Source organism: Acinetobacter sp. Q186-3, assembly GCF_013420655.1.
Classification (GTDB): Bacteria; Pseudomonadota; Gammaproteobacteria; order Pseudomonadales; family Moraxellaceae; genus Acinetobacter; species Acinetobacter indicus.
On sequence record NZ_VOXS01000007.1, the window covers coordinates 89,466 to 112,160 of the forward strand.

The following is a 22,695-nucleotide window of genomic DNA, read 5'->3' on the forward strand; positions in this document are numbered from 1 at the left end:
TTACGCAAAAATCACACGGATTTTTTCGTCAGCACCTTCAACAGATTCTGCATTGTCAACAATGTGACCCATTGCCCAAGCTTTTTCGCCCAACTGGTTCAGCAATTCAACAGTTTTGTCAGCATCCGCTGCATCCACTGCCAATACCATACCAACGCCACAGTTAAAGGTACGGTACATTTCGAATTGTTCAACACCGCCTTCTTTTTGCAGCAGTTTGAACAGTTCTGGCCATTCCCAAGAGGATTCGTTAATTACCGCTTGCGCACCATTTGGCAGAACGCGTGGTAAGTTACCAGGTAAACCGCCACCGGTGATGTGCGCCATTGCGTGAACATCAACAGATTTAAGTAATTCAAGAATAGGTTTGACATAAATACGGGTTGGCTCCATCGCTGCATCTGCCAGCGGACGGCCATCTACGATTTGAGTCAGGTCAACGTTTTTCACGTCCAGAATTTTACGAAGCAGAGAATAGCCGTTTGAGTGTGCACCTGAAGACGCAACACCAATCAGAACGTCACCCGCTTTGACTTTAGAGCCATCAATAATTTTGCTTTGCTCAACCACGCCTACACAGAAACCTGCAAGGTCATAATCTTCGCCTTCATACATGCCAGGCATTTCAGCAGTTTCACCGCCAACCAGTGCACAGCCCGCAAGCTCACAACCTTGACCGATCCCGGTAACTACATTGGCTGCAACATCAACGTTTAAGTGACCCGTTGCATAGTAGTCGAGGAAGAACAGTGGTTCTGCGCCACAAACCAGCAGGTCGTTCACACACATGGCCACCAGATCCTGACCAATAGTGTCATGACGGTTTAAATTAAGGGCTAAACGTAATTTTGTACCAACACCGTCTGTGCCTGATACGAGAACAGGTTCTTCATAACCTTTAGGAATTTTACAAAGTGCGCCAAAGCCGCCTAATCCGCCCATCACTTCAGGACGAGTGGTGCGTTTCGCAACAGATTTAATTCGATCGACTAACGCGTCACCGGCTTCGATGTCGACACCAGCATCTTTATAGCTTAAACCAGGGGTAGGGTTAGAAGTTGAGTTGCTCATAATGAAGTCTCCGCATTCGCGCGGGGGATTATAACCCGAATATACGAAACTCTTATGTTATTTATGCGCTAAAATGCTATCTTTATTAAAATATTTTACTTTATATAACGATTACACTGCAAAAAGGCGAGATTCTATGGCAGATCGTACTTTACGTCGCATTTTTATCCTTGCCGGGATAGCTTTAATTTTTTGGATTTTATATTTACTCAAGCCGGTCGTTATTCCATTTATTGTCGCCTTTCTTGTGGCTTATCTGTTCAGTCCACTGGTTGATACTTTATATCGGGTTGGGGTGCCGCGCTGGTTATCCATCAGCATCGTTTTTGTCGGAATCGGGATTCTACTGACCGTGGCAGTCTGGTACATCATTCCGCTGGTCTGGAAACAGCTGATGATTGCCCGCGACAGTATTCCGGTCGGAATTAACTGGATCAATACCACCTTTTTGCCTTGGATTTCTGAAACCTTTAATGTCGATGAGATGGAAATTGATACCACGCATATGTCAACCATTATCATGGACTATGTGCAGACCAATTACAGCGCCGACAGCATTCAAGCCATGATTTTACGGGTGGCGCAGTCCGGTCTGAACTTTATCCAGATTGGCGGGACCATTGTTTTAATTCCAATTATTGCCTTCTATTTTCTGCTCGACTGGGACCGTATGCTGGACAGTCTGCGCCGTTTAATTCCACGTCCGTATGAGCGCAGCACCCTGCATATTGTGAATGAATGCCATAACGTATTAGGCGCGTTTGTCAAAGGTCAGTTCCTGGTGATGATCCTCCTAGGTGTGGTCTATGCCACCGGTCTGCAACTGATTGGTCTGGACGTTGGCCTGATTATCGGGATGGTGGCAGGTCTGGCCAGTATCATCCCATATTTAGGTTTTGCGGTCGGGATTATTGCTGCGGTCATTGCCACCTTATTGCAGTTCGGTATCGACTGGATGCAACTGTTCTTGGTGCTGGTGGTGTTTATGATTGGTCAGGCGGTAGAAGGCTACGTGCTGCAACCGTTTTTACTGGGCGATAAAATTGGACTGTCACCGGTAGCAGTGGTATTTGCTGTACTGGCTGGTGCGCAACTGGCCGGTTTCCTCGGGATGTTAATTGCCTTGCCGGTTGCCGCGGTAATTGTGGTCTTGCTGCGTCATGCCCGGGATTGCTATGAACGCAGTCAGTGGTATGGACAGTCGACGGCTATCATTCATCATGACCAGCAAACGGGCAGTATCAGCATAGAAACTGATCAGGTGGATGTCGATATTGATCTTGAGAAAGATCAGACAAAGCCACTGCAACAGACTGAAAAATCGAGTAAGATGAATCCTCTTGATCCTAAAGATGTTTAACGAAGGCCTATTCTGTATATGCGTCAACTGCAGCTTGATATAGAACCTCAACTCGATGCCCGAATCAGTGATTTTTCTGGTCCGGGCTGGGGCCATGTAATTGACGCAGTGCGCCAGTTGCATGCGGGGCTGGTTAACCGTTTTTATGTTTATGGCGGTGCGGGTACCGGCAAAAGCCATCTGCTTTCGGCGATTTGCGATTCTTATCTGGAAATTGGCAAATCCGCGATTAAAGTCTCTTTGCTGGAACTTCTGGATGCCCCGACCGAAGCCATTACCTCTTTAGATCATTTTGATCTGGTCTGTCTGGATGATATTGAAGCGATTAGCGGCGTGCCGCATTGGCAGCGCGCGGTATTTCATTTAATCAATTACAGCAATGAAATGGGCGGGCAATTGGTGTTTTCATCACGTTTTGCCCCGATTGAACTGAAACTGGAATTGCCCGATTTACAGTCCCGTTTAACTCAGGCTGTGAGTGTGAAAGTGCCGACCGGCAGCCTGTTTGCCGACCGTCAGGCGTTGGTAACTTCGGTGCTGCAACGTAAAGGTATTCAGATTGATCAGCAGATTATTGACTACTTGCTGTTACATGGTCCGCAGCAGACTTCAATGCTGTTACAAAGCCTGCAACAACTGATTCAGCTGCTAAAAGGCGAAAAAACCAAACTGAGCGGTGCGAATTTGCGTCAGATCTACGCATTAATTGACGAATATCGGTAAAATACAAAAAAACTTGAGTAATTACTCTAGCTATGACAAATTACACTCAAAATAAGTCTTAGTTGCAAGGAAGCTGCAACTTAAAAATAAAAATGAATAAATAGGTTAAGGAGTAAGCTTATGCTCAAGCGGAGCATCGGCATTGGTATGCTGTTTATTGCGGGACATGCTTATAGTAGCAATATTGTTGTCACCATCACTGAAGATATTCAAGCCAATGATAAAGAATGCTCACTGCGCGAAGCAGTCGAGTATATTAATTTGGGGTTGCCGGAAGAAGGTCATAATGGCTGCGGTGGCGAAAATTCCTCCAATGTCATTCTGTTAGAAAAACACGCCGTTTATAAACTCAATCAGCAGTTAAAAATTACCCAACCCTTAAGCATTAAAACCACCTATGACACCGGCTTGAAAGAAAACAATATCAAAGGCCTGAACAATGCCATTATCGAAATGGCTGGTAATGAACGTATTTTTCATATTGAAAGCAGCGATGATAAACGTATTCAGGTCAACCTGAGCGAAGTCAGCCTGCAAGGCTGTGGCAGCGACAGTTGCCGTCCCAATCAGGGCGGTCTGATTCTGAACCATGAATACCTGGTGCTGGATTATGTCAAGCTGAGTCAGGGTCGAGCCAACCAGGGCGGCGCCATCTATAATCTGGCTGAAGAGGGAGAGAATATCGCGCCAGCCTTTATTGAAATTAAAAACAGTTTAATCCAGCACAACCATGCCACCGAGGGTGGCGCCATCTATAGCCGACTGCCAAGCTTCCGGATTTATGCAGCGGTGTTTAGCGACAACAAAACCAGCGATCTGGCATCTGCCAACCTCTACACCCAGTTACCTACAGAAGATGTCGAAAATCTCAAGCTGCTGGCCGCTGCCAATACCATCAGCAGTACGACCTTTAACCGCAATGAAGGCTATGTGCTGAACCTGAGAGACAATATCGGGGTCAATAACGTCACTTTAATGGGCAATAGCGCAGGGGTACGTTTAGAAGCCCCGGCAGGAAAAGGCTATATTGCCAACAGTATTCTGCTGGCCAATCCACATCCTGTGACGGCGAAGTCTGCTAACTGTAGCAAAGAGGCAGCCGATCAAAGCGTGCTGCAAAACAATCTGGTCTCTGAAGAATGTGGAACGGGCGATGCCAATTACCCGAACCAGATCTGGCAGGGTAGCCATATTTTTAGCGGGAATATCCTGGAAGGTGCCTGTAAAGTGCTGAGCGAAGATGAGGATGCCTTATTCTGCCCGTATCAGGTCAAAGAAGAGCAGTTCCTGGGCTATATTCGCCCACGTATTTTACTGAATTACCAAGCTCTGGCTGACTCTCCAATCGTCAACAAAGGCTATGCACAAGTGGGCACCACTGAGCAGGTTACTTGTGCCTCGGCAGATCAGCGCGGGGTGAACCGAGCTTCGGATAATACCTTGTGTGACCGTGGTGCAATTGAAATTACCGTACCTGATGCCTCAGGTCTCATTGGTCGGGATATTCTGGCCGGTGAAATTGCCGAAATGTCGGTCAGCGATTTAATTGGTGATAGTGATCTGGTACCAGCCGAGTTCTGTGATAGCCTGTTTAGCAGCAATCCGACCGGGAAAGCCTGGCAAGCCGGCTGTGTGCAGATTGAGCAGACCCAGACCAGTTCCAAAGGCCAACTGACAATTGATGAGCAGGGCAAGATTATTTATACCCCGGATTCTGCTTGGCATGGCGCAGATGTTTTTAAAATTAAACTGGTGACCAGCAGTACACGTTTTAATACCACCAAACCGTATGTAGAAATTCGTGTACAAGTGATTCAGGCACCTGAAAACCACATGGATAGTGACAAAATTAAAACATCTGGCGGAGCAGTGGCTGGCTATGGCGTGCTCATGTTGATGTTATTGGCAGCTTGGCACCGTAAAAAATAAAAACAGGGAAAGGGAATGAAAAATTATAAAAAAGCACTCTTGGGAGTCATGATTGTCAGTGCCATGTCATTAATGGCCGCAGAAGACCGTACTATTTATGTCACCACATTTGCCGATGAAAATGGTGAAAACCCGGATAAATGTTCGCTACGTGAAGCCTTGGTGGCGGCCAAACAGAACAAAGCCTTTGGGGGCTGTAGTGTCGGCAATACCAACTATATTGCAGTGGATTATATCCGTCTGCAAGCGGGTGAATACAAGTTAAATGCTGAATTACGCCCGCAGTCCAATGTGCGGATTATGGGCGCAACACCGCTTGATTACAGCAAGAAAGATCCTATTACCCACCGTTATCCGGCGCTGATACCGCATCAGACCATTATTAACGGCCAGGGGCTGCATCGTATTGTTAATACGCTCGACAGTCAGGCCAATGTCATGTTTGACGATCTGACCCTTAAAAATGGCTATAGCGATGGGCTGGGCGGGGCTTTACTGGTTGCCGGACCGTTGACCTTGACCAATACCGCAATTCTGGATTCGCAGGCAGCGCGGGGTGGTGCACTGTATATTGCTGCCCATAATCAGGAACAGCCAATTACGGTGGTGAATAGCCTGATTCAGGGGAACAGCGCCAGTGTCGGCAGTGTGCTGGCGATGGACTGTACGGCAAATCTAGCAGATACCCAGGCCAATATCACCATTCAGCAAAGCAGTGTCATTCAAAATGGCAACAGCAACAGCCTGAGTAGCTTTGATTTTTGTGGCAAGCCGCGTCTGACTTTAACCAATACCACAGTGGCTAAAAATAAAGCGAACTTAACGCAGGGGCATATTTTTAACCTGGCCAATGGCCCGGAACACCGCCTCAGTACGCAATCGGTCTTCAGTTTAAATAACAATACCATTGTCGAAAATGAGGCCGTCAGCACCTTCTATTATGATGATTCAGGCATCAAAGTGTTAAGATTTAATGTGCTGGCATTTAATACGGGAAAATCATGCCGTTATGCACTGAACAATGGCAGTTTAACCGAGCGGCAGCCGAATATCAGCTCATCACGCAATGCACTAATTTTCCCGAATGCACAAAGTGCAGAGCAGGGGGGGTGTGACCTACCAGAAACGCTCGCGAGCACAGAAGAAAACTCAATGAGCTCGGTGAATTTGAGTGGCAAGCAGTTAAGTGATGTGCTCTATCCAATGCAGCCAGCTTCAGCCTACAACTTATTCCTGCCGTTATATTATCCAAAAAATCTAGGCAATGATGCAGACCTGGTCAATGTCGAAGGATTTGGCTGTGAAGTGTCAGATCAGCGTGGTTTACAGCGTGTGACTGATGGCACCCTGATTTTAGACCCAGAACAGAAAAACAGCTGTGAAATTGGTTCGGTTGAACTCATGCGTATGACCGCAGCAGATATTGTCAATCTGAAAAACGTGTCGCATGTGACCTTGTTTGACAGCTATCAGCAGGAGATTGATCGTTTAAAAGCGCTGGTTCAGGCACCAGAGAAAAATAAAGAGCTGTTGGCCCAACATCAGGCAGATCTGCAAAACTATGAAAATTTACTTAAATTTTCCAAGCAAAAACAGAAGTATCGGACTATTTATATCGATCCATTTGCACTGGCCCTCAAGCATGATGAACCAAATGCCGATGGTAGCGTGGCACAATTGCTGGAACTAAAACCGGAACACTTTAATATCAGTACAGAAGTCTATGGTATTGGCGGTGGTTTAGAAGATGTGGCCTTTGACCGCAGTAAACTGCTGCATGATCCAAACCTGAAATGCGAATGGGATGCCGATGTAAAACGGATTCTGTTCTATCGGGTCGATGATCAGGTGACCCAGAATATTGATTCTGCCTATTGTGCCTATACCATTACGTCGGTGACGGATCCAACTGTTCAGTCGAGTGGTTTGCTTGAAGCAAAATTCATGAACATCAAACCGATTGCCAAAGCCGACCGCTACACCATTGAATATGGTTCGGATTTGAAAATTAATGTCAATCCGCTGGAAAATGACAGTGATGATGGCGATGGACCTGTCAATACACTGCTGTCTGGACAAAATAAACCGGCCTTTTATACCGATAGCAATGGACTTGAATTGCCAATCCGTTTAACCAATGTGCCTTCAAGTGTACTGGTCACGGCAGACCGGAGTGGTCCATGTCCAGGGGATTATGTGCGTGAAACTTGTTATGGCGGAAACCTGCAGATTCAGGTGCGTAACAGCTATAGCCCGTTTGATTATGAGCTGAAATACACGGTATTTGATGCTGAACAGGAGCTGTCTAATGAGGCGACCATCAGCCTGATCAATACCGCGAAAAACAGCAATACTGAAGGAAGCGGTGGTGGAAGTCTAGGGCTTGCTGGATTATTTGGTTTATTGGGTATGGCAGCATATCGTGTACGCCGTCAGTTTAAATCATAAATCATAAATCCAGTGAATGTAAAAAAGCCTCTGATAAGAGGCTTTTTTATGGACCAGCACTGGGTTGATGTGTGGCTTAATCGCTTAGTATTCTGTCGGCGTGATATATTTATTGATATATTCTTCACGAATCAGCACGCGTTCTTCAGGCGTGGCCTTCTGCATTCTTTGGCCGAGTTCCTTGCGTTCCTGGGTACTCATTTTTTGCCAGGTTTCACGCATTTTCTGCTTTTCTGCATCGGGTAGCTGGATAAACCAGTCCATACGCTGTTGCAAAGAAGCACTTTTATCGGACGGCAGTTCTTTTAAATTCTGATAACGTTTGATTAAGGCCAATTGTTCTTCATCTGAGAGGGTTTCCCAGCTTTCAACAATTTTCGTATCTGCATCTTTGGAGAAAATCCAGAAACGCTCAAAGCCAGCAAAGCTGGTTTGTAAAAAGCCCAGCGCACAGAAGGCGAATGCTAAACGTTTAGCTGCCATGTTGAACTTTATCCTCACCCAGCACCAATAACATTTCTAGATCTTCCATCATTTGCGGTGAAAGTTTTGGCGTAGCCACCACCTGATTTTGCGGTTGTGCGGTCATTTCTACCGAATTTGGTAAAATGACGAACCCTGCAATGGCAGCCGCAAGTGCAAAACCGGACATTTTCCACAGGCCATAGCGTGATGTCTGCTGGTCCTGAATCTGATCCAGAACATGATTCATCACCACAGCTTTGTCTTTGTGGTGGTGGGCGAGTCCATCAAGTTTGGAAGTCACTTGTTTTAAGAAATCATCTTGTTTCATTCTGATGATCCTCCCAGATATGGATTCATATGTGCCAGAGTCTGGCGTAAAGCCTGAATAGCACGATGATAATGGGTTTTTACACTGCCTTCAGAACAATTCATAATCTGGGCAGTGGTCTGAGTATCGAACCCTTCCCAGGCCCGCAGCATAAACGCTTGTTGCTGACGCACTGGAAGTTTGGCGATTGCCTCCTGAATTTCTTCAGCAGTCATGGCTTGGTCCAAAAACTCAGCAGGATTGAGTGCACGTTCATCGACCAGATCATTTTGTTCGACATCATCGTCATCCAGGCTGACTTTGCGGAAAAATGAAAAGGGTTGTGCACGACGGGCTTCTTTACGTCGCCAGTCCTGTAATTTGTTATTTAAAATGGTGTAGAACAGCGGATACCACTCATCTGTGCTTTTATCGGCATAGGATTTGTGCAGGGAAATAAAGGCTTCCTGAACCAGATCCATCGCGATGCCATGCTGTCCCTGAGTGGCACTTTCCATCATCACTAAGGCGCGCCCGGTGACCTCGTGCATAAAAGTTTTCAGGCGTTGTTCAGCCGTACTCTTCAGAGTACTCAAACTTTCAGGTTGAGACTTTTTGGGTGCTAAATCCATAGAGATGGAAAATCCTGTCATTGGATACCCACCATTATTTTTAACTTCATGGCACTATTAACGTTAAAAATAATGGTTCGGTTGACATTACAAGTTATTATTTTTCTAGTGTAATCTATTTTTTTAATAGGGCCAGCCTATTTAATATAAATTAACGTATTAGAGTCGTTGACGTACCATTTCAAAAAAACAGACTGAACCGGCAATCGCGACATTTAAGGATTCCTGTCCGCCCGGTTGGGGAATGGTAACGGCTTCTGCATGTGCTAGTGCGTAATCCGATACACCTTGACCCTCATTGCCGAGAATCCATACGCATGGCTGGCTTAAGTCTTTGACATACAGGCTGGTGGAACGGTGTGAGCTGGTGACATAGACCGGAATTTTAAACTGTTCCAGAATCTCCTCGAGCTGGATATTTTCAAAGGTCTGCAAAGAAAAATGCGCACCCATCCCGGCACGTAATACCCGTGGTGACCATAACGAGGCGGAGCCTTTGGTGCAGACAATTTGCTGGATGCCGGCTGCAGCAGCCGAGCGTAGCAGGGTGCCGACATTGCCCGGGTCCTGGACATTTTCCAAGATTAAGGTATCGGCCTGATAGTCAAGCGCCTGACTGGAACTTGGCAAATCGACAATAGCCAGACAGGCAAGGGTGGTGCCCAAGGTACTTAAATCTTTATATAAAGACTCGCCAATCACAAACACCGTACCCTGATACTGGTCCAGAATATCGTTCAGATCAGGATGTTTCAGGGCATTTTCGGTGGTGAAAATCGCGTTAATTTTCCGGTTTTGTTCTAACCATGCCAGACAAAGGTGCGAACCTTCAAGCACAGTCTGACCTTGTTTTTTACGGTAGCTGTTTTGTTCAATCAAGCCACGTAGGTGCTTAATTTTAGGATTATCTTTCGATTCGAGAAATAAGATAGGCATGGAGAACATCCACACCTGTGAGCACAGACCCACAGGTGTTAATCAGAAAAAATTAAGCGTGGTAGCCAGTAACAAGATCAACTTCGTTTTTAGAACCAATGATCACTGGTACACGTTGATGCAGATCGGTCGGTTCAATTTCCAGAATACGTACACGACCTGTTGTCGACGCACCACCGGCTTGTTCCATGAGCATACTCATCGGGTTGGCTTCATACATTAAACGTAAACGGCCAGCTTTTTTCGGGTCTTTCAGATCGTATGGATACATGAAAATCCCGCTACGGCATAGAATACGGTGGATATCACCTACCATACAGGCTACCCAGCGCATATTGAAGTCTTTTTCACGTGGACCGGTTTTACCTGCTAGCAGTTCATCAATATAACGTTGAACGGGTGTTTCCCAATGACGCTGGTTAGAGGCATTAATTGCATATTCTTTGGTGTCGGCTGCCACCTGGATATTTTCCGAAGTCAGCAGGAATTCCTGAGTTTCCGGGTCAAAGGTAAAGAACACTACACCTGCACCGACGGTTAAGGCCATCATGGTTGATGGGCCATACAGTACATAACCGGCAGCAACCTGGTGAACACCGGCCTGCATGAAATCAGCTGCTTGCGTGACGGCATTTTTTGCCGGAAGAATCGAGAAAATGGTGCCGACACACATATTGATGTCGATGTTGCTTGAACCATCTAGCGGATCGAACAGCACTAAATATTGGCCATTTTCCTGTGCCGGAGTGAATTCATCCAGTTCTTCTGAGGCTAAACCGCCCACATTGGGATGTTTCTGTAAGGCATCAATCAGGTAATCATTGGAAATGACATCGAGTTTCTTTTGCTCTTCGCCTTGCACGTTCTCATTTTGTGCGCTGCCCAGAACCCCAGCCAAGGCACCTTTTTGTAAAGCCTGATCAATGGTTTTGCAGGTGTTGGCAATGGTCTCAATCACCTGTGCAAGTTCAGGGGTTAAATTTCCGCTTTGTTGTTGTAGAAATTGGGACAGGGTGCGATAAGACATAATAGGAAAACTCCGAATAAGAATCGATCGGGCATGATCAAAAAAGCTTTGTCCGATATTTTAGATGAGAACAGCTTAAAAGAAAAATTAAACTCAACTATTTGACGTGATTTTGCCCTTGCAAGTCTGCTAGAAAGTGCTATGTTGATGTGAAGGAACAGAATCAACCAGTATATAGGAGCACACATATGACAACGTTAAAGTTTGATGCGACTCCAACCCCAAGCGAAGGCATTAGTTTAGATGAAATTAGCGCCGACAAGGTTAAAGAAGCCTGGAAGGGGTATGAAGCAAAGCCAGAGTACAAGAAATTTAACAAGCACGACATGATTGAGTCGATGCAACCCGCCAAAGATGAAGAAGATGCACAGGCAAATGCACCTTAAATAGAATTTGGCTCAGCTCTTGTGTTTGAGTATTAAAAAAGCGCCCGATGGAGCGCTTTTTTATATTGAGCAACTCTGCTCAATGATGCCATCTTAACGCAGTAAAGGTGGTACCGCTTCGTAGTTGATTTCAACACGGCGGTTTTCTTTCCAGGCACTTTCATCATGACCTGGGTTAACCGGCATTTCTTTACCATAGCTGACCGGTTCCAATTGACCCGGATTCACGCCTGTGGTGACCAGGAAGCTTTCGACTGCTTTGGCACGACGCTCACCAAGGGCCATGTTGTATTCACGGGTACCACGTTCATCGGTATGACCTGTAAGCGCGACTTTCGAGTTGGCATTGGCCATCAGGAACTGTGCATGCGCCTGTAAGGTTTGCAGGTCTTCATTCGACAGTTCGCTGCTGTCATAGTCAAAGTGCACCACACGTTTCGCCAAGAATGCTTTATTGGCTTCAGTTACACCTTTGGCAGATGCACCAGCCAGGTTTTGTGCATTCAAGGCTGCATCATCACTTAAGCCTTGTGTATTGACTGTGGTTGAAGAGGTCGGTGTTTGTCCTGCTTGAACATCGGTTGCAGGCTTACGGTTGGCACAGCCAGTCATCACCAGCGCTGAGGCCAGTACAGGCAATACAAATAATTTTACTGCGTTCATTTTCATCTCCATGAAACTTGGTTGTTCAGTTGCTCTTATTTTGGTGCCCAAGCCGGTTCACGCACTTCACCTTGTTCACTTGGCAAATTCATACGGAAACGACCATCTAAAGACATAATGGACAGCAGGCCACGCGCACCTTCACGGGTTGCATAGACCACCATCTGTCCATTTGGTGAGAAGCTTGGAGATTCATCCAGGCTGGTTGGGGTGAGGATATTGGTAATGCCGGTATTAATGTCCTGAATCGCAACTTTATAATTGCTGCCACTTGGACGATGAACCAGCGCCAGTTTTTTACCATCGGCACTTAAAGTACCACGCGCATTAAATGCGCCGCGGAAGGTCAGACGTTTGCTGCTGCCCGTGTTCAGGTCATAGCGATAGATTTGCACTGAGCCGCCACGATCTGAAGTAAAAATAAACGATTTACCATCGGGTGCGTAGCGTGCTTCTGTATCAATGGCGCTGTCATTGGTCATGCGCTTGAGTTGACGCGTGCCCAGATCCATCTCGTAAATTTCCGGATTGCCGTGCATTGAAGCTGTAAACAGCATGCGTGAACCATCTGGAGAGAAGCTTGGTGCGCCATTTAAGCCACGGAAGCTGGCCAGTTTTTCACGTGAACCGGTAGATAAATCCTGAACATAAATCGCAGGGCGTTTGGTTTCAAAGGACACGTAGGCAATTTTCTTGGCATCTGGCGTCCAGGCCGGCGACAAGATTGGATCGCGTGAAGTCAGAATGGTTCTTGGCTGTTCACCATCGGTGTCGGCAATTTGCAGGGTATAGCGCTGCTCCGGAGTGGCCGGATTTCGCAAGACATAGGCAATACGACCACTGAAATCGCCTTTAATACCGGTCAGTGCTTCATAGATGGTGTCACTGATCATATGTGCAGCCTGACGGGTACGTGAAGCCGGTACAGTCAGTAATTCGTTTAATAAATACTGCTGCTTTTGCACATCATACAGCTGATAGTGAATTTCAAAGCCACCATCTGCAGTTGGCTTGCTGGTACCAGTCACTACATAAGGTACACCGGCGGCCTGCCAAGCAGCGGCATTCGGACTATTATTTGCTGCACTTGCCGGCAAGTTTTTTGATGAGCTGGTGAATTTGCCGGAACGGTTCAGGTCATTTTCAACAATCGGGTAAATGCTTTGATCATTACTAAACGGAATGATGGCAATTTTCGGGGCTTCTGCAGGTGCTTTGGCAATTTCCAGATGTAGCTGGGCATGGGTTTGAGAGACCATTATTGGACCCAAAGCAGTAAAAATTGCCAAGCAAAGTAGATGTTTAGGCTTCATTTCCATCATTCGCTATTTACTCAAAACATAATTCTTGTTGATGTGATTGTTCTACATAATGCCATGCTTATTTGAGATTTAAAGCAGAGAATTATGACCAAACTGTTATAACACTGTGAAAAGTGAATAAAATTTTGTCGCTTGTTGTGCAGTGTAACTGAAAAATAACAGGCCATCCCGGCTTTTGACAGGATGGCGAGTCAGCTTATTTGGCAGTAAAGCTGGAGGTAAAACTGCGTGCTTCACGGCGTGCATCCGGGTCCGAAGGCATTGGATAGGGTGCAGCAGCACGTACCGCGGCCTCGACACTGGCTTTCATGTCCGGATCACTGGAGTTCACAATCACCGAGGCCACCGAACCGCTGTCGGTTAGCGTAACCCGTGCCGTGGCAGTTTTGCCAGAAGAGCCGACCGGAATATCCCAGGCGCGACGGATCTTGTTTTCAAAATCGCGTTTGGCTGTAGAGGCAATCCGTTTGGCTTCAGCTTTCTTTTGTGCCGCTTCTTCAGCCGCCTGTTTGGCTGCCGAGGCTTTAGCTTCTGCTTCAGCACGGGCTTTGGCCTCTGCATCGGCTTTGGCTTTCGCCGCTGCATCCGCATCCGCTTTAGCTTTTTCAGCTGCTTCGGCTTTGCGCTTAGCCTCCGCTTCAGCCTTGGCTTTGGCTGCTGCTTCTGCTTTGGCCTTATTCGCAGCATCTGCTTTACGTTTGGCTTCGGCGTCGGCTTTACGTTTCGCCTCGGCATCTGCCTTCGCCTTGGCTGCCGCATCTGCCTTGGCCTTATCTGCCGCTTCGGCTTTACGTTTGGCTTCTGCTTCCGCCTTACGACGTGCATCAAGTTTGGCTTTTTCTGCGGCTTCTGCCTTACGCAGGGCTTCGGCTTCACTGCGGCGTTTGGCTTCGGCCTCGGCTTTGGCTTGTGCAGTAGCCTTGGCTTTTTCAGCGGCTTGGGCTTTACGTTCAGCTTCTGCCTTGGCGCGCTGGGCCTGTTGTGCCTGTAATTTTTCTGCTTCCGCCTGTGCACGTGCTTCCAGTCGTTTTTGCTGTTCGGCCTGTTGCTGTGCTGCGGTATTGCTTGGTTGTACTTTGGCCGGTTCTGGCTGAGGCAGAGGTGGCGGTGCGACCGGAATTACCGGGGCATCTTCAACCGGAGTCGCGGTTTGCTGAATCTCGGCTTCCACATTTTCATGTGCAGTTTCAGCAAACTCGGTTTCTTCACGGGTAACAGGGGGTAAATCTTCCGGTTTAATCAGCACGGTCCGAATCTGTTTGGGTGGTTCCGGTGGCTGGCTCATGCCCAAATAAAGTAAACCCACCACGGCAATGACATGCACGCCGAGCGTGAAGCCAATGGCCAGTGCTTTTTGCTGAAACGGTGGTTTTTGCAATCTTTTCATCATTTACTTTAATGGCTCAGTCAGTAAGCCAACCTGAGTTAAACCGGCGTCCTGAAGGCTGCTCATCAGGGCCATAACTTCGCCATACGCACGAGATTTTTCACCTTCAATGACCACATGCAGTTCTTTATTTTCCGCTTGCGCCTGTTGCTGCGCTTCACTTAATACGGCAGTCAGTTCACTGAGTGTTAGCGGCTGACTGGAATTTTGAGCTTTGTATTTCAGAAAATACTGGCCATCTTTGTCCAGACTGACCACAGCCGGTGCATCTTTGGATTCAATCGGATTGCCATTGGCCCGCGGCAAATCGACATTGATACCGCTGGTAATCATTGGGGCAGTGACCATAAAAATGACCAGCAGCACCAACATCACGTCGATGTAAGGTACCACATTCATATCACTTTTTAAGGGCTTTTTAATACGCTCGAAGCGTCCGGAACGTTGAATGGCCATTAGTCATGTTCCCGTGCTGAACCCAAAGACTGACGTTGTAATAAGGCCACCATCTCTTCAGCAAACAAGGCACGGTCTGAATAGAGGCTTTCACCTTTGGCGGTGTAATGGTTAAAGGCCAGTACAGCTGGAATTGCGGCAAATAAACCAATTGCGGTGGCAATCAGCGCTTCGGCAATCCCCGGTGCAACGGTAGCCAGTGTTACCTGATCGACATCGGCCAGGCCAATAAAGGCATTCATAATGCCCCACACGGTTCCAAATAAACCAATATACGGTGCCACAGAGCCAATGCTGGCCAGCGCGCCTAAGCCTTGTTCCAGTTGGCCTTGGTCACGGCTTAAACCGACACGTAAAATACGTTCGGTACCTTCTAGACTTTGTGCAGTCGGGGCATGACGTTTTTTCAATTTGAGAAATTCACCCAGACCCTGATAGAAAATATCTTCCAGGCCGGTGCGTTTGGAATTGAGTTGGGCGTTGTTATATAGCGTATTTAATTCAGCACCAGACCAGAAGATTTTCTGGAAATGATCATCATCAGCCTGGGCTTTTTTATAACTGAGATGTAACTTGGCGATCAGATACCAACTATACAAGGAGGCCAGTAACAGCACCAACATGACCAGTTGTACCACAGGGCTTGCCTGCAAAATAAGATCAGAGACTTGTAGAGATGATTCTAATTGTGTTGCCATAGTTACGTAGTGCCATAAGTTTTTAGTCTTGGTCCTGTCCTAGCTCTTTTAGAATCAGGCCACGAATTTCATCCGGAAGGCGACGTGGACGCATTTCAGAACTTAAACATGCCAATTCCACCTCACCAGAAGCAAGCATGATTTCACCACGATAAATATTTTGTTGCAATACAAATGACGTTGCTTTACACGAAACAACACTTGCTGTAACAGTAATCAGATCATCCATTAAGATTGGACGCATATATTTGACATTAATTTTATGTACGACAAAGTTATAGTCGTTTTGATGCCAATAATGATCGACGCCGGAAGCACGCAGCCATTCGGTCCGGGTGCGTTCCATGAAACGAATATGATTGGCATGGTATACAATCCCGCCTGCATCGGTGTCTTCCATATAGATACGAATTTGAAATTCAAATTTATTCGCCATGATACTGTTCCATTACAATTTTCAGTTTTGGTCTGGAAGGGCCGTACAGAACTGAATTGAAGTTGTCTGAGGTTCTGTCAAATGCCCGACTGGGTTGGCTTTGCAGTTTAGCATAATGACTTTTTGCTCCTATGGCACAAGGTGTCAAATCCAGTGGCAAAGGTATAAAGAATATAGAGCCGAGATTGGATATTTATCGTTCGGTACAGGTTGAATTAGGTGAATTGGCACGTGATTTATGCTTTTTTTGCCATACCGCCTGTGCTTGACTATTGGCAATTTTGATAGCGCGGTTTTAGGCACTGTCCGGATGACTGAGGTACAGCCGCTCTACCGCATAATCGCGTAGATGCAAGGCGAAATAGCTGCTGATCACGAAAGTTCGCTCAAACTGCTGAGGCTGCTTATTGGCAAAATATTGCCGTAGCTAAAGTAAGCCATACCAGATCATACTAAGAAAGAACGCAGCCACAGATAAGACAATCCCTACAGCGTCTTGCAGCAGATAACTACCAATTCCGCCCAGCACAGCCACTAATGTCAGAATCAGGGCAAGCTTCTGTTTCGGTTTTACTGAAGCGGGTGGTTGGGTATAGGTTTCAATAAAGGGGTTAAGTTCTTCAGAAAAATACAGGCTAATCCAGTGGATGACACATAGCTGATCAAAATGGATGGCATCAATGGACCAGTGCCCATGCCGATGCAGGTCGATCTGTTCAATGCCGGCTCGATCTGCATCAATGATTTTGCCGCGTTCATTTTTAAAGTCGAAGCTCAGTCAGGGACTGAGATTGCCTTGCAAAAGCTGGTTCAGATAGTTCAGATTCACTGAAAAACTGGAATGGTTTGCTATAAGGTAGGGGCCGGATTGGCTGCAATTGCTCTATCAGCTCATCAAAATGCCGCTGAAGGTGTTGAATTAGTTGTTGTTCGGTCATCATTATTGTTGTTCGAGTATGTATTCAAGTTGTTATTTATCAAAGACCTTCATCATCTCATAAGCAATGAAGGTCAGGCATTGCTGTTATTTCGGTTCCGGCGGGGTCATGCCAAACTGCAAATAAGCCATATTGGTGGCAATCCGGCCACGTGCAGTACGCATCACATAACCTTGCTGAATCAGATAAGGCTCAATCACATCTTCCAAGGTGCCTGAATCTTCTGCCATGGCTGCGGCCAGTGCTTCAACCCCGGCAGGTCCGCCATCAAAACGTTCCAGTAACATCGACAGATAGCGACGATCCAGGGTGTCTAGGCCATCTTTATCGACATTGAGCATATCCAGAGCGCGCTGGGCCATTGCATGGGTGACTTCGCCGGTGCCTTTGACCTGGGCATAGTCACGTACCCGGCGCAACAAGCGGTTGGCAATACGCGGTGTGCCGCGGGAACGGCGGGCAATTTCTGCCGCGCCTTCTTCGGTCATCGGGACATCCATTAAACTGGCAGAACGTTTTACGATATGGGTCAGATCTTCCACCGAGTAGAATTCTAAACGCTGCACAATTCCGAAACGGTCACGCAGCGGCGAAGTGAGCAGACCGGCCCGCGTGGTGGCGGCGACCAGAGTAAATGCCGGCAAGTCCAGTTTGATCGAACGCGCTGCCGGGCCTTCACCAATCATGATGTCCAGCTGGTAATCTTCCATCGCCGGATAGAGGATTTCTTCAATCACTGGTGACAGGCGATGAATTTCATCAATAAACAGTACATCGCCTTCTTCAAGGTTGGTCAGCATGGCTGCCAAGTCACCGGCACGTTCAAGCACAGGCCCCGAAGTCGATTTCAGGTTGCCGCCCATTTCACGGGCAATGATATTGGCTAGGGTGGTTTTACCTAAGCCCGGTGGGCCGAAAATCAGGGTATGATCGAGGGCTTCGCCGCGGCCGCGCGCTGCACCAATAAAGATTTCCATTTGTTCACGCACCACCGGTTGACCGATGTAGTCATCGAGGGAGGTGGGGCGGATGGCGCGATCAATTTGATCTTCGGGTTTTTCAGAACCACTGATAAGACGGTCTTGCATATATTATGTAAACTTCAGGTAAATACAGTTTAATGGGGCAGACGTCAAAAGCGCTTTTTGACGGATGTTCCAAGAAAATTAAATTTCGGGAATAACCTGCGGTTGGCCTTACCTTGCGAAATATATTTCTCATTCGGCAAAAGTAAGCAAAACCATCGTCATTCGCAAAACTCGTCAAAAGATGATTCGTTTCGACTATATCGCAGGAAGATTTTTGTGCAAATACTTCCTGCCCCAAACAGTTGCGAATGACATTTTCGCGTATCTCATGCTGGCCTTGAGGCAAGATAGAGTTTTCTATTTGTTCATCGACTTTAATGCTGCCCGGATAATGTCGCTGGCTTCGGTGAAGTCGCCTTTGGCAGCATTCACCAGTTTTTGTGCTTCCTGTGGTTTGTAACCCAGTGACTGTAACGCAGCTTCGGCTTCGGCCACGGCAGAGTTCCCCATAAACTGGATTTGTGCGCTGCTGGTGTTGCTTGGTGTATTGCCGGCAGCCATCGCTTTAAAGCGGTCGCGCAGTTCAATCATCAGTCGTTCAGCGGTTTTTTTGCCGACACCCGGTACTTTGACCAGGGTGTTAATATCTTCATGTTCAACCGTGTGAATCAGCATGTCGACGCTTAAAGTCGATAGAATGCCGAGTGCCATTTTTGGACCAACACCGTTGACCTTGAGCAGGGTGCGGAAAATGGTTTTTTCCTGCGCATCAAGAAAACCATATAGCAGTTGAGCATCTTCACGGACTGCTAAATGGGTCCATAAGGTGACTTTCTGGCCTTTTTGTAATTGGCAAAATGTAGACAGCGGTGTATCGACTTCATAGCCCACACCATTGACATTTAATAAGACCGTAGGGGCTTCGAGGGCAAACACCTCACCAATCAGACATCCAATCATTCAGTTTATTCACTTCTATTCGGTTAAATTTTTCAGTTCCGAGCCTGTCGTCTGCATCTTGAAGTCATCCACTTTTCTGTGATGCTCTGCGATATACAGCCGATGGGCCGGGGTGTTGCACAAGCAATGTCAGCACGCGCAAAAGTATAAAGCAGTTTTGGAGGTTCTCCCAAAACGGCAGGCTGTACTTAAAAGAATCCGGCTTTATTGCCTTGTAATTCCTGCGCCAGGTTATACGCCTGATGATCCGAGAATTTTGAGATAATATCCAGCACCTGCATGATATTGTCATAGTGATCTGGACCAAAATGGGCACCGGAACGCTGCAAAATCGCCATCAGCCGCTGCTCTTTAAAGCTTAAGGTTTTATGCGGTGTGGTCAGCGGAATAAAGGCATCCAGAATACTTTGCAGGCTCTGATGGGCAATAATTTCCAGACCGGCTTTTTGCGGATGTTCAAAAATTTTATCACGCGCCAGTTCTTTGGCCCGGTTAATGCCAATTTCAATATCGGCCGAGCAATATTGCAGTAAGGTCCCTTTCAGCTGGCCCGAAAGAATCTGGTCATGCTGCTTGGCAAAGGCGCTGGTGACTTCATCGACCAGACGTTTCATCACCCGGCCACGTAGCGCGGCAATTTTTTGCTGCCAGGTGGTGCTGTCCAAAGACAGTTCTTCCGGCATGCCATAATCGCCAATCAGGTTCAGGAAAATCGGCTCGACTTCATCATAGCTGAGCATGTTCAGGATAATGCCATCTTCCAGATCAATCAGCGCATAGCAGATGTCATCTGCGGCTTCGAGTAAATAGGTCAGCGGATGGCGGCAATAACGATAAGGTCCGATTTCAATCAGGCCGAGCTGTTCGGCAATCTGTTTCAGAATGTCTTTTTCTGCCTGATAGCAGCCGAATTTGGCGCGCTGACTGGCTGGACGATTGCCCTGCGAGGCCATGGTTTTCGACAGCCACGGATATTTTAAATAGGCACCCAAGGTGGCATAGGTCAGACGCATACCACCATCATGCGGATGATAGTCAATTTTGGTCAGCAGGCGCAGGCCTTGGGCATTACCTTCAAACTGGCGTACATCGGCTTCCTGTTCCGGACTTAGGTCCTTTAAAAAGTCGGTATGTGAGGCATCATCAAACCATTCACGAATGGCATATTCACCGGCATGACCAAAAGGCGGATTGCCAATATCATGCGCCAGACAGGCGGCTTGAATAATCGCGCCGACATCGGCCGGGGTAATCCACGGAGGCAGCTGATCCTTGATTTTTTCTGCTGCCAGCATCCCCAGTGAACGGCCAATACAGGACACTTCCAGCGAATGGGTCAGGCGGGTATGAATACCATCATGTTGGGTAAGCGGATGGACCTGGGTTTTGCGGTTCAGCTGCCGGAAACTCTGCGAGAAAATAATACGGTCATAATCTTTATGAAACGGGCTACGCGCCTGTTCAGTACTTTGCTTTTTACTACCAATCCGAACTGTCGAAAGCAGTTCTAACCAACGCATCTGTGTCATTTATCATTATTCAATTATTTACTGCTTTGCATCATGCCAAAAAACCAAGCCCAGTACTAGAGTGAGGCGACATGAATTGTCATGGGAATGAAAAGCAGAAAAAATCTTGCTCCTCAATATAGACAAGTGATTCAAACAATATGAAACGGCCATAAAAAAACAGGCCAAATGAGCCTGCTTTTTCATGAAGAGTTAAAATTACACCAGCCCTTCACCAGTTTCCTTGGCTTGTTGTGCATCTTTATAGACATTCAAGCAAATTGTGAACAAGACCAGGCTTGCGATCAACGGCCAAAAAAGTACATATAGGGTCAATAATTGACTAGTCATCTGAAATCTCCTTATTTACTTTTCTCAGATAGCTGGTGAAATTCAATCACCATCTTGTTGATTTGTTTAAAATCAAATCGTTCTTTACTGTAGACTAAGGTCAGAACAGTACAGACCAGAGCACTACTGCCATAAGCAGTCAGTGAACTTAATAAGGTGCCGTATTCACGCAAGAAGCCGATGGTCCATGGCATGAAGCCAATACTGGCCAAGATACCCACCACCAAACCGACTTTTTTGCCGAAGAAACCAAAGGTCATCAGACCCAGCACCACACCAATACCCAGGGTTGCAAGTAGCTCAAAGCCAAGCGCAATCAAGCCCTGGATTGGAATCCATTCAAAACGGACAATCAGGAAGCTGACGAAGGCGAGCCCGACCGACCAGTTAAAGGCACGAGAATTCACTTTGTCCCAATACAGGCTGACAATTACCGGAAATACAATAGACCCCCAAAGTGCACCCACAAAAATCAGCATTGATAAAATGTCAAATTTTAAAGTGGCGATAATGATCCCAAGCATGGTGGCGACAATCATGGTTATACGACCAATAAACAGCATTTTCTTGGGATTAGGTTGGTTTTTGGCAATCTGTTTTCCATAAATGTCAGTCATCACAATCGCAGATAACGCAGACAGATCCGAGTCAGCCGTTGAAGACAGCGCACCGATCACCATGATAAATAACAGGGCCACCATAAATGGAGAGAGATACGTCGCTGCCATTTGTGGAATCAGGTTATTCAAGTTGCCATCAATCGGTTGAATTCCGGCAAACAGGGCCAGTAAGCCGAGCATCCCCAACCCGATCACAATCGCGGCATAACCAATCGTCGCCGTAATAAAACTGGGTTTAATCAAGTCTTCCCGTACCGCAAATAAACGCTGGGCAATGGTCTGGTTACCGATGGCATACGCCAGGACTGCGACGAAGAAAGGCGCACCTTGTTCTAGAAATGCAGTTTTAGAGAAGAAATCGAGCTGTTCAGGCTGCAGGTTGTGAATACCCGTTTGAAACAGGGACGGTCCGCCCAAAGTGAAGAACAGCGTTGGGATAATGATCACCGCCGCCACGATCATCGCCACCAGCTGGCCAAAATCGGTAAATACAGAGGAACGGAAGCCAGACCAGAGGGTATAAGACAGCACACCAATCCCGGTGATCAAGACGCCATGTACAAAACTTAGGGGAGATAAAATTTCGACCAAGGCACCTGCTGCAGTAAAATTCACCATCAAACTGATGACACTTCCCACAATATTGGAACCTGCTAAAATCATCTGGCTCTGGTTGCCATGGCGGGCATGCATAATTTCTGCCAGCGTATGTGCATTGGGTGCCAACTCACGAAAGCGCTTACCAAAAGGATAAATAAACAAAATCATCAGCGCGCCCCAGAGGCCGTAGTGCAAGGCACCGGAAACGCCGTATTTATAACCTGAAGAGGCAGCTGCATAGAATGACGCTGCCCAAATCCAGGTTGCGGTCATGCTGGCCGCAGACATACCAAAGCCAATAGAACCATTCGAGACCATATAGCCATCGACATTTTCATTTTTTTGTTTAATACGTAACGACAGTAGAAAGGTAATGCCGTAAAAAAGCACCATCAATAGTACAGTGGTTGTACTAGTGAATTGAAACATAATTACTCCTTAAGC

23 protein-coding genes are annotated in these 22,695 nt (G+C 46.9%); 6 read left to right on the forward strand and 17 right to left on the reverse strand.

Annotation, left to right across the window (positions count from 1 at the left end; all coding sequences use genetic code 11):
* A complete protein-coding gene (gene purM / locus FTT64_RS08295) occupies nucleotides 1-1,071 on the reverse strand; it encodes a phosphoribosylformylglycinamidine cyclo-ligase (protein WP_005176576.1) in 1,071 nt (356 codons plus the stop codon).
* Between the two features lie 136 nt (nucleotides 1,072-1,207).
* Between purM and cxpE the strand changes: the two genes are divergently transcribed.
* From cxpE to FTT64_RS08315, 4 genes are all read left to right on the forward strand, one after another.
* On the forward strand, nucleotides 1,208-2,431 hold the full coding sequence (cxpE, locus tag FTT64_RS08300) for a chloramphenicol efflux transporter CxpE (RefSeq protein ID WP_005176578.1): 1,224 nt from the start codon (nucleotides 1,208-1,210) through the stop codon (nucleotides 2,429-2,431).
* A gap of 18 nt (nucleotides 2,432-2,449) precedes the next feature.
* Nucleotides 2,450-3,154 carry a DnaA regulatory inactivator Hda gene (gene hda / locus FTT64_RS08305; protein ID WP_005176580.1) on the forward strand — a complete coding sequence of 235 codons (705 nt, stop codon included), beginning with the start codon at nucleotides 2,450-2,452 and terminating at the stop codon, nucleotides 3,152-3,154.
* 120 nt (nucleotides 3,155-3,274) lie between these two features.
* Nucleotides 3,275-5,083: a rhombotarget A gene (gene rbtA, locus FTT64_RS08310; protein ID WP_180182271.1), complete on the forward strand. Its 1,809-nt coding sequence runs from the start codon at nucleotides 3,275-3,277 to the stop codon at nucleotides 5,081-5,083.
* A 15-nt stretch (nucleotides 5,084-5,098) separates the two neighbouring features.
* Nucleotides 5,099-7,531 carry a CSLREA domain-containing protein gene (locus tag FTT64_RS08315; RefSeq protein ID WP_180182272.1) on the forward strand — a complete coding sequence of 811 codons (2,433 nt, stop codon included), beginning with the start codon at nucleotides 5,099-5,101 and terminating at the stop codon, nucleotides 7,529-7,531.
* A gap of 84 nt (nucleotides 7,532-7,615) precedes the next feature.
* Here FTT64_RS08315 and FTT64_RS08320 read toward each other — a convergent pair whose 3' ends face one another.
* The 5 genes from FTT64_RS08320 to FTT64_RS08340 form a co-directional block, all read right to left on the reverse strand.
* Nucleotides 7,616-8,014 carry a DUF3106 domain-containing protein gene (locus tag FTT64_RS08320; RefSeq protein WP_005176585.1) on the reverse strand — a complete coding sequence of 133 codons (399 nt, stop codon included), beginning with the start codon at nucleotides 8,012-8,014 and terminating at the stop codon, nucleotides 7,616-7,618.
* Nucleotides 8,004-8,324, reverse strand: coding sequence for a hypothetical protein (locus FTT64_RS08325; RefSeq protein WP_016660007.1), 321 nt, complete (start codon nucleotides 8,322-8,324; stop codon nucleotides 8,004-8,006). Before FTT64_RS08325 ends, FTT64_RS08320 begins: the two co-directional genes overlap by 11 nt.
* Nucleotides 8,321-8,935: an RNA polymerase sigma factor gene (locus FTT64_RS08330; protein ID WP_005176588.1), complete on the reverse strand. Its 615-nt coding sequence runs from the start codon at nucleotides 8,933-8,935 to the stop codon at nucleotides 8,321-8,323. Before FTT64_RS08330 ends, FTT64_RS08325 begins: the two co-directional genes overlap by 4 nt.
* A gap of 159 nt (nucleotides 8,936-9,094) precedes the next feature.
* Entirely contained in the window at nucleotides 9,095-9,871 is a 777-nt protein-coding gene (locus FTT64_RS08335) for an RNA methyltransferase (RefSeq protein WP_127800507.1), read from the reverse strand.
* Nucleotides 9,872-9,923: 52 nt separating this feature from the next.
* Complete coding sequence (locus FTT64_RS08340) at nucleotides 9,924-10,898, reverse strand: class 1 fructose-bisphosphatase (protein ID WP_180103589.1); 975 nt, start codon at nucleotides 10,896-10,898, stop codon at nucleotides 9,924-9,926.
* A gap of 188 nt (nucleotides 10,899-11,086) precedes the next feature.
* On the opposite strand from FTT64_RS08340, the gene FTT64_RS08345 reads away from it, so the two are divergent.
* Complete coding sequence (locus tag FTT64_RS08345) at nucleotides 11,087-11,284, forward strand: NF038105 family protein (RefSeq protein ID WP_163145979.1); 198 nt, start codon at nucleotides 11,087-11,089, stop codon at nucleotides 11,282-11,284.
* Between the two features lie 93 nt (nucleotides 11,285-11,377).
* Here FTT64_RS08345 and pal read toward each other — a convergent pair whose 3' ends face one another.
* From pal to ybgC, 6 genes are all read right to left on the reverse strand, one after another.
* Nucleotides 11,378-11,947 carry a peptidoglycan-associated lipoprotein Pal gene (pal, locus tag FTT64_RS08350; RefSeq protein ID WP_005176597.1) on the reverse strand — a complete coding sequence of 190 codons (570 nt, stop codon included), beginning with the start codon at nucleotides 11,945-11,947 and terminating at the stop codon, nucleotides 11,378-11,380.
* 35 nt (nucleotides 11,948-11,982) lie between these two features.
* The gene (tolB, locus tag FTT64_RS08355) at nucleotides 11,983-13,266 is read right to left on the reverse strand and encodes a Tol-Pal system beta propeller repeat protein TolB (protein ID WP_370459252.1); all 1,284 of its coding nucleotides are present in this window, start codon (nucleotides 13,264-13,266) and stop codon (nucleotides 11,983-11,985) included.
* 199 nt (nucleotides 13,267-13,465) lie between these two features.
* Nucleotides 13,466-14,656, reverse strand: a complete 1,191-nt coding sequence (gene tolA / locus FTT64_RS08360) for a cell envelope integrity protein TolA (protein WP_180182288.1) — start codon at nucleotides 14,654-14,656, stop codon at nucleotides 13,466-13,468.
* A gap of 3 nt (nucleotides 14,657-14,659) precedes the next feature.
* Nucleotides 14,660-15,112, reverse strand: coding sequence for a protein TolR (gene tolR / locus FTT64_RS08365; RefSeq protein WP_180182273.1), 453 nt, complete (start codon nucleotides 15,110-15,112; stop codon nucleotides 14,660-14,662).
* On the reverse strand, nucleotides 15,112-15,810 hold the full coding sequence (tolQ, locus tag FTT64_RS08370; protein WP_005176608.1) for a protein TolQ: 699 nt from the start codon (nucleotides 15,808-15,810) through the stop codon (nucleotides 15,112-15,114). The genes tolR and tolQ overlap by 1 nt, the downstream gene beginning before the upstream one ends.
* Before the next feature lie 22 nt (nucleotides 15,811-15,832).
* Nucleotides 15,833-16,246: a tol-pal system-associated acyl-CoA thioesterase gene (ybgC, locus tag FTT64_RS08375; protein ID WP_005176609.1), complete on the reverse strand. Its 414-nt coding sequence runs from the start codon at nucleotides 16,244-16,246 to the stop codon at nucleotides 15,833-15,835.
* Nucleotides 16,247-16,913: 667 nt separating this feature from the next.
* Between ybgC and FTT64_RS08380 the strand changes: the two genes are divergently transcribed.
* A complete protein-coding gene (locus FTT64_RS08380) occupies nucleotides 16,914-17,078 on the forward strand; it encodes a hypothetical protein (protein ID WP_180182274.1) in 165 nt (54 codons plus the stop codon).
* Nucleotides 17,079-17,270: 192 nt separating this feature from the next.
* On the opposite strand, the gene ruvB is transcribed toward FTT64_RS08380, so the two are convergent.
* The 5 genes from ruvB to FTT64_RS08400 all read right to left on the reverse strand — a co-directional run bounded on the left by ruvB (nucleotide 17,271) and on the right by FTT64_RS08400 (nucleotide 22,680).
* Nucleotides 17,271-18,272: a Holliday junction branch migration DNA helicase RuvB gene (ruvB, locus tag FTT64_RS08385; protein ID WP_005176611.1), complete on the reverse strand. Its 1,002-nt coding sequence runs from the start codon at nucleotides 18,270-18,272 to the stop codon at nucleotides 17,271-17,273.
* Nucleotides 18,273-18,569: 297 nt separating this feature from the next.
* Complete coding sequence (gene ruvA / locus FTT64_RS08390) at nucleotides 18,570-19,172, reverse strand: Holliday junction branch migration protein RuvA (protein WP_005176612.1); 603 nt, start codon at nucleotides 19,170-19,172, stop codon at nucleotides 18,570-18,572.
* A 188-nt stretch (nucleotides 19,173-19,360) separates the two neighbouring features.
* A complete protein-coding gene (locus FTT64_RS08395; RefSeq protein ID WP_005176613.1) occupies nucleotides 19,361-20,701 on the reverse strand; it encodes a deoxyguanosinetriphosphate triphosphohydrolase in 1,341 nt (446 codons plus the stop codon).
* 198 nt (nucleotides 20,702-20,899) lie between these two features.
* Nucleotides 20,900-21,031: a putative transporter small subunit gene (locus FTT64_RS14370; protein ID WP_005176614.1), complete on the reverse strand. Its 132-nt coding sequence runs from the start codon at nucleotides 21,029-21,031 to the stop codon at nucleotides 20,900-20,902.
* 11 nt (nucleotides 21,032-21,042) lie between these two features.
* On the reverse strand, nucleotides 21,043-22,680 hold the full coding sequence (locus tag FTT64_RS08400) for a sodium:solute symporter family protein (protein ID WP_016660013.1): 1,638 nt from the start codon (nucleotides 22,678-22,680) through the stop codon (nucleotides 21,043-21,045).
* Between the last annotated feature and the right edge of the window lie 15 nt (nucleotides 22,681-22,695).